The organism is Bacteriovorax sp. Seq25_V (assembly GCF_000447795.1).
In the GTDB taxonomy this organism is placed as follows: Bacteria; Bdellovibrionota; Bacteriovoracia; order Bacteriovoracales; family Bacteriovoracaceae; genus Halobacteriovorax_A.
This window is the reverse complement of record NZ_AUNI01000010.1, coordinates 39,212-51,702: the sequence shown is the minus strand read 5'-3', so window position 1 is coordinate 51,702 and position 12,491 is coordinate 39,212. Positions and strand designations below refer to the sequence as shown.

Sequence of the window (12,491 nt, the reverse complement as noted above, 5' to 3'; positions counted from 1 at the left end):
TCCTTGAATCGTTTAAAACAATGAGAGTATTTTAATAGATTTTTCAAGATAATGAAACTGTACAGAGTTTACTGGAGTGTTTTACTAGGAGATGAAAGGCTTCCTAGGCATAGGGCCTAAGAAGCCAGTCAATTATTGAAATAAATCTTTTACTTTATCAAAGAACCCCTTACTCATTGGGTTACTTTTTCCACCATCTTCAAGAGCAAGTAGCTGCTCGAACAATTCTTTTTGTTCACTTGAAAGCTTTGTTGGTGTTTCAACATGGATCGTTAGAATAGCATCGCCATTTCCGTATCCACCAAGCTTCTGGATCCCTTTACCACGCAGTCTCATTTTCTTACCAGACTGAGTACCTGCAGGAACTTCCACCATTACTTTTCCGTCAAGAGTTGGCACTTGAACCTCAGCACCAAGCGCAGCTTGCGAGAAGCTAACTGGAACTGTGTAATAAACATCAAAGCCATCTCTTTCAAAGATTGGATGTCTTTCAATTTCAATTACAATATAAAGATCACCATCTGGCCCACCTTGTGCACCAGCATCTCCTTCATTAGAAAGCTTTAAGCGCTGGCCATGATCAATACCAGCAGGGATAGTCACTTCAAGTTCAGACTTCTTCTTAACTCTTCCATCACCATGACATGTACCACATGGATCACTAATCATTTGACCAGAACCGTTACACTTTGGACAAGTCGAAGCTACAGTAAAGAAACCTTGCTGTCTTCTTACTTCCCCATGACCGTTACACATATCACATGTTGATGGCTTAGATCCGTCTTTGCCACCAGAACCATGACAAGTTCCACACTTTGCTAATTTCGTTACACTAATTGTTTTCTTTGCACCAAATGCCGCCTCTTCAAAAGAGACACGCACACCCATCTGTAGATCATTTCCTGGACGCCCTGATTGTCTACGACCACCACGTCTTCCACGTCCACCACCTAAGATGTCGCCAAAAATATCGCCGAAAATATCGCCAAGGTCACCAAAGTCACCTCCGCCACCAAATCCGCCACCACCGAAACCACCGGCCTGGCCATCGACACCAGCGTGTCCAAATTGGTCATATCTTCTTTTTTTATTCTCATCCAATAAAACTTCTGCCGCTTCAGACGCTTCCTTAAATTTAGATTCAGCATCCTTGTCATCAGGATTTCTATCTGGATGGTATTTCATTGCAAGCTTACGATAAGCTTTTTTAATTTCATCTTTTGATGAAGTTTTTGAAACACCGAGAACGTCGTAATAGTCTCTCTTGCTCATTCTTTATCCCATAATGACGAAATCACCTTTAGTCATAGATACACTCCATGTGCAAATACTTCTAAAGGTGACCCGTTCTATTTTTTAAAATTATACTTCTTTAAAGTCAGCGTCTACAACATCATCGTCTTGTTTCTTAGAACCAGCACCTGCATCAGTTGCACCTTCTGGACCAGCACCTGCACCCATGTCTGCACCTGGAGCACCTTGCTGATACATCGCTGAAGCAACCTTATGAGAAGCATTTTGTAATGTTTCGTAAGCTGCTTTAAGCTCATCAATACTTTCAGAAGCAAGTTTTCCTTTCGCTTCAGTGATTGCACCTTCTAGAGCAGTCTTATCTTCAGCAGAAATTTTTCCTTCTGTATCGTCTTTGATCATTTTTTCACAAGAAAGAATCATTGCATCTAAGTTGTTTCTTGTATCAACAACTTCTCTTCTTTTCTTATCTTCTTCTTTGTTCGCTTCTGCTTCTTGTACCATTCTTTCGATTTCTTCTTCAGATAAACCAGACCCTGCAGTAATCTTAATTTCTTGAGATTTACCAGTCGCCTTATCAATTGCAGAAACGTTTACGATCCCGTTAGCATCGATATCAAAGATAACTTCAATTTGTGGTACACCACGTGGTGCTGGATTAATTCCTGTAAGATCGAATCTTCCTAGAGACTTATTGTCTTTTGCAAATTCTCTCTCACCTTGACATACGTGGATTGTAACCGCTGGTTGATTATCAACTGCAGTAGAGAATACTTGTGACTTCTTAGTTGGGATAGTCGTATTCTTTGTAATAAGTGGAGTCATTACTCCACCAAGAGTCTCGATACCAAGTGATAGTGGAGTTACGTCAAGAAGTAGAACATCTTTAACATCACCAGCTAGAACACCACCTTGGATTGCAGCACCAGCAGCAACAACTTCATCTGGGTTAACACCTTTTGAAGCTTCTTTACCAAAGATTTCCTTTACTCTTGCTTGTACCGCTGGGATTCTTGTTGAACCACCAACTAGGATAACTTCATCGATTTCATTCTTATCAAGACCTGAATCTTCAATACAAGTTAAACATGGCTTAGCAAGGTCAGTAATAAACTTAGAAATTAGATCTTCAAATTTCGCACGAGACATTTGAAGGTTTAAGTGTTTTGGTCCTGAAGCATCAGCAGTAATGAATGGAAGGTTAACGTCAGTGTTGTTAACATTCGATAGTTCGTGCTTAGCTTTTTCAGCAGCTTCTTTAAGTCTTTGAAGTGCCATTTGATCTTTTCTTAAATCAATTCCTTCTTGCTTTTGGAATTCATCAGCAAAGTAGTCAATGATTGATTCATCAAAGTTTTCACCACCTAGGAAAGTGTCTCCATTTGTAGCTTTAACTTCGAAAACACCGTCAGAAGTGATTTCAAGAATAGAGATATCAAATGTACCACCACCAAGGTCAAATACTGCAATATTCTTATCTTTTTTAGTATCTAATCCGTAAGCAAGTGCCGCAGCAGTTGGCTCGTTGATAATTCTTTTTACTTCAAGGCCAGCAATTTTACCTGCATCTTTTGTTGCTTGTCTTTGAGCATCGTTGAAGTAAGCCGGAACTGTAATAACAGCTTCAGAAACTGTTTCACCTAAGTAATCTTCTGCAGCTTTCTTAAGCTTTTGAAGAACCTTTGCAGAGATTTCTTGAGGAGACATTTCTTTTCCATCAACTTTTACCCATGCATCACCATTTTTGTTTGCAAAAATTTCAAATGGAGCTACTGATGCAAATTTTTCAGCTTCTGGAGTTTTAAACTTTCTTCCGATAAGTCTTTTAATACCATATAGAGTTTTAGTTGGGTTTGTTACTGCTTGTCTCTTAGCAACTTGTCCAACAAGAACCTCACCGTTATTTGCAAAACCAATTACAGAAGGAGTTGTATTGTGCCCTTCAGCGTTTGCGATAATTTTATACTTTCCGTTTTCTAGAACAGACACACATGAGTTTGTTGTTCCTAAGTCGATCCCAATAATTTTTCCCATAAAACTCTCCTTATACTTTTCTCTTAATTTTTTGCTACTACTACTTTTGCTGCTCTAATCAATCTACCATTTAGGCTATAACCTTGTTGATATACTTGAATAACTTCATCATCTTGCTTTCCTTCAGCTGGCTGTTGCGCCAATGCTTCATGAAAGTTTGGATCAAAGATTTTTCCAATTGCTTCAACTTGCTCTAATCCATTTTGCTTTAAAACGTCTAAGAACTGATTCTTAACCATATCGATACCTGTGTAGATGTTTTTTACTTTATCGTCTTCATCTTTTTCAATGGCCATCATTGTTCTTTCTAAATTATCTACAACATCCAGAAGATTTTTTAAGATCTTTTCAGAACCAAACTTAATTTGATTTTGAAGGTCTCTATCATGTCTCTTCTTCATATTCTCCATCTCAGCTGCAAGATAGTAGAATTTATTTTTAAACTCTTCTAATTCTTTCTTTTCCTCAGAAACTTCATCTCTCAACTCTTGAACTTCAGCTTCTACCTCTCTAACTTCTTCTAGCGCCTCATGAGCTTCTTCAGAAGCTTTCTTTGCTTCTTTCATAACTTCTTCATTTGTTGTTTCAGTTTCCGACATTTCCAATCCTTTTTATTTAATAAAAATCATTCTCATTACTAAAAATGGGATTGAATGAATTAATGTCAATGTTAGGAATAAAAAAAAAGTGCGTTTTTGCTAAACTGCTGAATTTAAAGTGAAAGACCAGCTCGTTTCGCAATGCGCACGAGCCAGTAATATAATGATTCTTACATTTTCCCGTTTTTAAGACACTTTTCAATGGTTGCTGCGAGGCGGACTCCAGCTTTAAATAAGTTCGCGTTCAGGTTTCCAATATTGTTATAATTGTACTTATATTCACCGTACTTCGCGTAATCTTTACTATTTTTTACGATGTCATAAACCGCTTCTCTTTGAGCTACAGCATCTTGAATCCAGTCTTCAATTGTAGATTTCTTCCATTTTGCAATCTCAGATTTTACAGGATGATTCAAAAACTTAGTATACTCAGTGTATGAATAGTCCTGCATCTTTATTAAATGATCATCCCAAACCTGGTGAAGATTTACATCTTCCTTGAACCACTTAAGCTCAACATCATTTCCGCCTCGATCTTTTCCTGTGCCAACATGAAGCGGTTGATGAATATCTCCCACAAAGTGTACAAGGAATTTCAATGCTTCTTCACGATCCTGGCCCTTAGCTTTCTTGTTTCCAAGAACACCGCAGAAATTATTTATGGCCCAAACTACATCACCTTCTTTGACTTTTTCTGAAGTCGCGTATGTTTGACCATCTTTAATTGTTACATAGTGCCAAGGATTTGCTTTTCTCCAAGTAGGATCAGACTTAATAAAATCGGCCCAGTTTGCAACATCAGCAAGAGAGTAACCTTTAAGTATTTTTGAAACTTGAGTTTTAGTTTCTTTGTTTACGTAATGTGAAGCAACCTCACCTACAATACGGTGACCATTAGTTGCCCAAGAAAAAGCATTTAATGAGAATGCTCCAAGAAGAGCCACTTTAAAAATTTTCATACTATATCCTGTTATAAATTTTTGCCATTATTAATAAATTTACTTCTAAGATCAAATTAGCATTCTGTTAAGAAATTCCCTAAAGATTAATCTCAAAGAAAGAATAGGCCATTGCTTTATCAACTGCGTACTCATCATTTGATGAACTTCCAGCGTGCCCACCATTTATATTTTCAAAATAAAGACTATCCGCACCCAGTTCAATACATTTTGCTACCATCTTTCGGGCGTGCCCGGGGTGAACTCTATCGTCTTTTGTTGAAGTTTTAAATAACACTTTTGGAAAGTTATCATTCACTTTCAAATTTTGATAAGGACTATAAGAAGCCAAGTACTCATAATCTTCTTCAATTTCTGGATCACCATACTCACCAATCCAACTCGCCCCTGCTAAAAGTTTATGATAGCGAAGCATATCAAGGAGTGGAACAGCACAGATAATCGCATTATAAAGATCTGGTCTTTGTGTCATACAGACTCCCATCAAAAGACCACCATTGCTTCCCCCCCAAGCTCCGAGATGCTCAGGAGAAGTTACTTTATCTTCAATAAGCTTCTCTGAAACGGCGAAAAAATCTTCGTAGGCCTTATGACGATTGTGCTTGAGAGCTGCTTGGTGCCAACTCGGTCCAAATTCTCCGCCACCTCTGATATTAGCAACAACATAGACGTAACCCTTATCTAGCCATAGCTTACCCGTTAAATTTGAAAAACTCGGTTTCAGTGCAATTTCAAAACCACCGTAGCCATACTGAATAGTCTTATTAGTCCCATCATAGACAACATCTTTCTTATGCATAATAAAGTATGGAACCATTGTTCCATCTTTTGATTTTGCATACTCTTGATTCACAACAACATCATCATAATCAAAGAAAGAACTGCCAAATTGAATATTTGAAATACCCTTTTCATCCTTGTAACTTAAAGTCGTTGGAGAATTAAATGAAGATGAATAAAAGTAATAATCATTACGATCTTCTGATGAAATAACTGCGGTAATATTTAATTCTTTTTCAAAAGTAATCTCAGTACATCTCCAAGTCTCACTTTCGCTATCAAAGTTAAACTCAAGAAGATTTCCTCGAATATCTCGATCAAGAATAAGGATGACCTTATCTTTTGCGACATACGAGTATTCAAATGATTCACGATCTTTTGGGTGATATATTAGTTTCGAATCCTTAACTTTTCCAAGATCGTCATATTGAACAGCTAAAAGATCCCCTGAATAAAACCCATCCCAATCTTCATTGATAGAAATAATGAGAAATCCAGAAACAACACCATAAAAAGTGTGACGTGGAGGGACCTCTAGTTCAAGGATACCTTGCTTTTTAATCTGTAATAGTTTTCCTTCAAAAAAAGAACTACGGTCTAAAATAAAAGCCTGATCATCGCAAACAAATGGATAGCAAAATGCTCCTCCTTTATCGGCCTCGTAAATCGCATTTGAGTTATTTATATGTTCACCACGATTTACAATTCTTACTCGTCGAGGATATCCCGACCTATTATTATCATCCTCATTCACGACATGAGTACATATAACACGATCATTATCTAAGTAATCAAGCCAACCTTTTGAAGGTGTGAAATTAAAAGGATTTTTTTCGACAAACTGAAGAGTGTCGAGATCAAGCTCACGAGTGACATATTCATCTTTTCCACCATCTGAAATGAAAATTATTGCACGTTTCTTGTTTGGTGCGGCTACTAAACCTTGATAAACCCACTTCTTATTCTCCGCTGCGGAAAGAATGTCGAAATCAATTACTAACTCCCAATTTGTCTTCTTTTGATTAAAGTCAGAAACAAGCATTCTTCGAAGAAGGCCAATATTATTGTTCTCATCACTGAAGTAATTAAAAACATAATCTCCTACAAAATTAACACTGAGAAGTTTATCTTTATCGTTATAAATGGCGAGAGCATCTTCTGTATCTTTCTTGAAGCTATCAATTTGTTCAAAGTATTTTTCAGTTATCGTATTTCGATCATTTACCCAGCTTAGGGCTTCTGATCCTTCTACCTCTTCTAACCATAAATACTTGTCTTCCATCTTTCATTATTCCTTATTAAAGCTTATAATTTTATTTATCGTACCATGAAGGAACTCAATATGAAAAAACCAACTTTATTTTTATCACTTATCCCCGTTATACTTCTAGTTTTTCTCTTAATTATTAATGTCATCATTTTCAAAGATGATGCTACATCAGGGGCCAACCAAACAGCACTCCTACTAAGTGCCCTAGTTGCAGGCTTTATTGGACATTTCATCCAAGGAGTCAGTTATAGCAAAATAGAAGAAGGTATTGTTGAGTCTTTAACTTCATCAATTTCTGCCATGAACATATTAATTGTCATTGGAGCTTTAATTGGAATGTGGATCTTGTCAGGTACCGTTCCAGCAATGATTTATTATGGATTAAAGCTAATATCTCCAGTCATTTTTTTACCAGTAGCTTGCATCATCTGTTGCATCACAGCTCTTGCAACAGGAAGTAGTTGGTCAACAACTGGAACTATCGGTATTGCCTTACTTGGGATAGGAGAAACTTTAGGACTCCCATCTGGGCTAATCGCGGGGGCAATTGTTTCAGGTGCTTACTTTGGAGATAAGATGTCTCCACTCTCAGATACTACTAATCTTGCAGCAGCTATGGCCGGGACTGATTTGTTTAAACATATTAGACATATGACATTTACTACCGGACCAGCAATTATCATAGCGATCATACTCTATGCTATATTTGGTTTTTTCTATTCAGGTCAGGCTCTTGATGAACAATCAATCCTCACAATTCAAGAGACACTTGATAAACATTTTCACATCTCACCTTTTCTGTTTATTCCACCTGCGGTTGTATTATTTATGATTAGAAAGAGAGTCTCAGCATTACCAGCGATAGCATTTGGTATTCTTGCTGGAGCAGTTGTTGCACTTATTTTTCAAGGAGAAATGATCTCACAAATTATGGGTGACAATAGTATAAAGAGTTTCTATACGATTTTAACAAAGGTCTCATATGGTGGTTTTGAGTTTGAAACTGGCCATAAAGTGATTGATTCACTTCTAAACCGAGGAGGAATGAAAGGTATGCTTTCAACTCTTTGGTTAATTATTTCTGCAATGATCCTTGGGGGAACACTTGAAGCAACTGGTATGCTACAAACAATTGCATCTGCAATTTTAAAGCTTGTAACCGGAGCCGGAAGCTTGATCGGCGCCACTCTAGCAAGTTGTTTATTTCTAAATGCTACGGCATCAGATCAGTACCTTGCAATTGTTGTCTCGGGTAGAATGTTTAAGACTGCTTATGATGACTATGATCTTGAGCCAGAGAATTTATCTCGTGCACTAGAAGATTCTGCGACTGTTACATCACCATTAATTCCTTGGAATAGTTGTGGTGCCTACGAATCTGGAGTATTAGGAGTTAGCACTCTAACATATGCTCCTTATGCGTTCTTTAATTACATTAGTCCATTGATTGCTTTGTTTTTTGCGGCGATGAAGATTGGGATAAAAAAGAAAGTTCAGGATAAGGCATAAGCCTTATCCTATTTTAAATTTAAGGAATATAAATTCTGATATATGGTTCATCAACAACAATATTATCCGGAACATTTCCATCTAATTCTTTAAACACCTTTGATCTGATACTGAAAAGAGACGCTCTGACACTATCAACTTTTAATTCAACCATTTGCTTATCTGCATAATACTTTACTTCGCCATCAAATCTCACATCAATTCCAAAAGTAAGATTACTTTCTAATTTACCATTGAATCTTTCATCTTTAACATGAATTTCAATATTCTTAACCACAATATCTGTATGGTTAGTTTTTTCATCAATAAAGTTTTTAAAACTTCTCTCTTCAGAGTAATAATCAAATCTTTTAAAGAAAATATCAGAATTTGTGAAACACGTTTGAAAAAGGTCTCCATACATATCATCATGTATTGCCTCTCTCTTACAATCAAATTCCACATTGTGAATTTTTGCATCTGTTAGAGCTGCTTTGGCATAGATACTATCGAAATTAAGATTAATTTTTTCTTTGTTATTTACAAGATTGAGGTTCTTAACTTTAACATTATCTGCATCGTTAACTGCAAATAAAGAAAGATCAATTTCAAATTTCTTATCTTCAAAAGAAAAAACAAGAATTCCTTCATTATTTTTTACAAATAGTTCGGGAGATGAGTATTCTCCAAATCCTTCAAGATTAAGATACTTTGCAGTGGCCTTCCCTTCAGGTGAAGAATAGGTTGCATTTACATTTTCTAAGTTTCCCCACGGGAGATTTGCAAAAACTTGCAAAGATAGCATTACGGCTAGAATAGTTTTCATTTAACGTCCTTGTCTCAATTCCAAGGAATATTCTAGCCATGATTATAATTATTCGTAAAGCCCCTTAACCATAATGATTACTTAGACTTACCGAAAGAAAAAAAACTCTTGATGCTTTTAGCACAAGATGACGTCCCAATTCTAAATACTTGTCCTTTAGTTAAAGGAAAATCACTATTTTTCCCAAAGGCCTTAATTGCATTTTTAGCCAAAAGGTCTTCTACAATATCTTCATGCATTGTTTCATTACCGACGATTTTTCCTAGTTGAGAGACGAGAACTCCACCACGTGCCAAAGTTCCAAGCTGATCATTTTTAAGATGCCCCTCTTTTAAGGCCCAAACAATCCAATCTTCAGTTTTATCAATATGATTAATTTCTGCTGTAATTTTTTTGATTAGCTCTTTTCGAGCTTGTCTGCTGGCTTTCTCTTTATCCATTAAAAGGATACCATCTGCAATCAAAGCAGGCTTCTTAAATTCAACACCTGCACCAATCATGATAAATGATTGGCGGGTATCTTTGGTCAAAGTTTCACTCATCCCAAAGTCAAAAAGAACAACCTGTGCCGAGTCTGGGGTAACATTTCGAACAGTAAAGTTACCTTGGTGAAGATCACTATGCACAAATCCAGATTTAATTAATGCTTCTTCAAACCATGTTTGCATTATCGCCTTAGCAACTGCAGACCTAGCAAATTTATCATCGAGAGAAGAGAATTTTTCTCCAAATGTAATAAACTCTTGAATATGAAGTTTCGTTTTCTTACCCGTCTCCGGATAATAAACCTTAGGTACTTTAATATCCACTTCGTACTTCTTTTTATCAATTACAACATTTATTTTTTGCTCATATACTTTTCTAGCATAATCTTGTTTTTTAATGGCATCAGCAATATCAAGCTCTGACTTTAAGAAAGTTGAAATACTTTCTACGAGTTTTCTTGCACTAGGAAGAAAGTCTTCTGACAATTCGCCCTCATTACCCATTTTTTCTATAAAGTCCTTTAAGATTTTTAGGTCTTCGTTCACCCTTGCTTCAATTCCAGGTTTTAAAAACCTCAGTGCGACAACTTCACTTATGCCATTTCTCGTTAGACTTGCTTTGTTAACCTGGGCCATAGTTCCAGTCCCAAGAGGCTTCTCACTGATTTTAGATACTCTAAATCCACCTTTATCAGCTTTAACTGTTCTCTCAACTAAATATTGTGGAACAGCTTTTCCATCATCTTCTAAAACTGATATCACTTCGGCGAGGGAATCACCCATATTTGGATCTTTCCCCATTTGCTGTAATGTTTTCCCAAGACCTGGTCCAGAATTTTTGAACATAACTTGCACCAGCTCCATTTGAGTTGGCTCTCTTCCAATATCAACGACATCATTTAATATATTTTTAATCACACTGATATCGACATTTGAATAATAGTAATCGAGGAACTTTACAAAGAATTTTTCAGCTTCCTCGTTTCCAATATTAACTTGTCCTGTTGCAGCTAGCTCTGTTCCAAGGTTTCTAATTTTATCAAAATAAGTAGTTACCTTATTCTCAAACTTATTGACGACTAGTAGTGGAACTTCATCAGAAGCATTGTTTGACTTTAAAGCTGTCATCAATTCACTTAAATCTTGATTAGAAAAAACATCATTCTCTTGAATGTCAGGAAGACTTCCAATATCAAGTGCAGATAAGTGAGAGAGGTATGAAGTCCCATCTACATTTAAAGCAGAAGGATTAGTTTTCTTTACCTGAGCATTCATCCACTCAACTTCGTCTTTAAGAGTCCATCTAGGAGGATCTAAAATAACTTTATAAACATCAGAATTTCCAAGCTTATCGTTTTTAATATTAAATCCAAGTTTTTCAGTTGAATCGACTAGATAAGCTTGAGCTTGCTTAAATGCTTCTATTTTTTGAGCATCAGTTTTGTAGCAACTCTCAAGCATAAATTTGATTAAGTTATTTCTAATCTTATAGACTTCTAATTTTCGCTCTTGCTTTAGATTCTTCCACTGTTGGCCGGCAATGATATTAATTTCATCATTTATAGAATCTGGTCCACGTTTATCAACATGACCACAAGAAACAATTGTTAAAAACATTAGTAAGAAAATATAAATACGCATAAATTACCTCGCGTAATTTATCGACTTTATTAGCTTTTTCTTGAACTAGAAGTTGATTTTGGAAAAGATTTCATCCATTAAAAAATCGAGAATTAAAAAACCACGAGAATTCAAAATAATTCTTCTCCCTCGAATCTCTCCAAGCCCCCTATTTATCCATGACTCGGCGATAACAGCCAATTGTTCATCTTTCTCTTTATCGTTAAAAAATGTCAGAGATAATCCGTCACTTATTCTTAGATTCATATAAAGAGTTTCTAATACTACATCTTTTTTCTCTAGTACTTCAGGCACAAAATCAGCTGTGGAAACTTTCCATTTATAGCGATAATTCTTTTCACTTAGATATCCCGTCGCAGATGGCCCTAGAGCTCCAACCGACTTCATTTGCCAGTAACGTAGGTTATGCTTTGATGCCATTCCTTTTTTCGCAAAATTTGAGACTTCGTAGTGCTCAAATCCATTCTTTTGAAGATACTCACTAACTGCTAAGTATTCTTTTTCAATCCATTCATCTGATGGGATTGTACTTTGATGAACGTAGTGATCTTTCGTCGTAAGAATATAGAGAGAGATATGACTTGGATTATATGTCAAAATTGTTTCAAGCTCTTTAATAACATCTCTATTAAGTGTCTCTGACTGTGGAAGCCCTAACATAAAATCTACCGAGAAATTTGCATCCATCTCCTTAAATTTTTCGAGTGTCGCATAGACATCATCAATATTGTGAACTCTATCAAGTAGCTTAATGAAACGTGAATCCAGGGATTGTATTCCCAATGAAAAGCGATTTACTCCACTTTTTTTCCAATCTTCGAGTCCTTCACTTGTCCAACTACCAGGATTTACCTCCAGTGTGAATTCACAGTTTGAAGTTATTGATACTTTCTCATTAAGTAGAAAATTCCTAATATAGCCTGCACCTCTCCTTCCCCACAAAGAAGGGGTTCCACCACCAATGTAGATAGTTTCAAGATCCCCCCACTGGTAACCGAGTTCGGACATTAAGCTCTTTTGTCTCACAATCATTTGCCCTAAAAGAGCTTCAAATTTTGTGACTTCATCATCATTTTTAGGCACATTCTTGTAGAAATCACAGTAATTGCAAAGATGACGACAAAACGGATAATGTAAATAAAGGGAATTGAGGTGCAA

The 12,491-nt window shown here is 36.3% G+C and carries 9 protein-coding genes; 1 reads left to right on the top strand and 8 read right to left on the bottom strand.

All coding sequences use genetic code 11. The features are described 5' to 3' along the window. Positions 1-132: 132 nt before the first annotated feature. The 5 genes from dnaJ to M900_RS04360 form a co-directional block, all read right to left on the bottom strand. Positions 133-1,272, bottom strand: a complete 1,140-nt coding sequence (gene dnaJ, locus M900_RS04380; protein ID WP_021273702.1) for a molecular chaperone DnaJ — start codon at positions 1,270-1,272, stop codon at positions 133-135. Between the two features lie 90 nt (positions 1,273-1,362). Further along, positions 1,363-3,285, bottom strand: a complete 1,923-nt coding sequence (gene dnaK, locus M900_RS04375; RefSeq protein ID WP_021273587.1) for a molecular chaperone DnaK — start codon at positions 3,283-3,285, stop codon at positions 1,363-1,365. A gap of 23 nt (positions 3,286-3,308) precedes the next feature. Next, positions 3,309-3,884: a nucleotide exchange factor GrpE gene (locus M900_RS04370; RefSeq protein WP_021273609.1), complete on the bottom strand. Its 576-nt coding sequence runs from the start codon at positions 3,882-3,884 to the stop codon at positions 3,309-3,311. A gap of 170 nt (positions 3,885-4,054) precedes the next feature. Continuing rightward, entirely contained in the window at positions 4,055-4,843 is a 789-nt protein-coding gene (locus M900_RS04365) for a S1/P1 nuclease (protein ID WP_021273727.1), read from the bottom strand. A 79-nt stretch (positions 4,844-4,922) separates the two neighbouring features. After that, positions 4,923-6,905, bottom strand: a complete 1,983-nt coding sequence (locus M900_RS04360; protein WP_021273618.1) for a prolyl oligopeptidase family protein — start codon at positions 6,903-6,905, stop codon at positions 4,923-4,925. Positions 6,906-6,965: 60 nt separating this feature from the next. Between M900_RS04360 and nhaC the strand changes: the two genes are divergently transcribed. Beyond that, positions 6,966-8,402 carry a Na+/H+ antiporter NhaC gene (gene nhaC / locus M900_RS04355; protein WP_021273661.1) on the top strand — a complete coding sequence of 479 codons (1,437 nt, stop codon included), beginning with the start codon at positions 6,966-6,968 and terminating at the stop codon, positions 8,400-8,402. Positions 8,403-8,421: 19 nt separating this feature from the next. On the opposite strand, the gene M900_RS04350 is transcribed toward nhaC, so the two are convergent. The 3 genes from M900_RS04350 to M900_RS04340 all read right to left on the bottom strand — a co-directional run bounded on the left by M900_RS04350 (position 8,422) and on the right by M900_RS04340 (position 12,491). Continuing rightward, positions 8,422-9,207, bottom strand: a complete 786-nt coding sequence (locus M900_RS04350; protein ID WP_021273651.1) for a hypothetical protein — start codon at positions 9,205-9,207, stop codon at positions 8,422-8,424. A 77-nt stretch (positions 9,208-9,284) separates the two neighbouring features. Beyond that, positions 9,285-11,309, bottom strand: a complete 2,025-nt coding sequence (locus M900_RS04345; RefSeq protein WP_198295939.1) for an AarF/UbiB family protein — start codon at positions 11,307-11,309, stop codon at positions 9,285-9,287. Between the two features lie 69 nt (positions 11,310-11,378). Then, entirely contained in the window at positions 11,379-12,491 is a 1,113-nt protein-coding gene (locus M900_RS04340; RefSeq protein WP_084703455.1) for a coproporphyrinogen-III oxidase family protein, read from the bottom strand.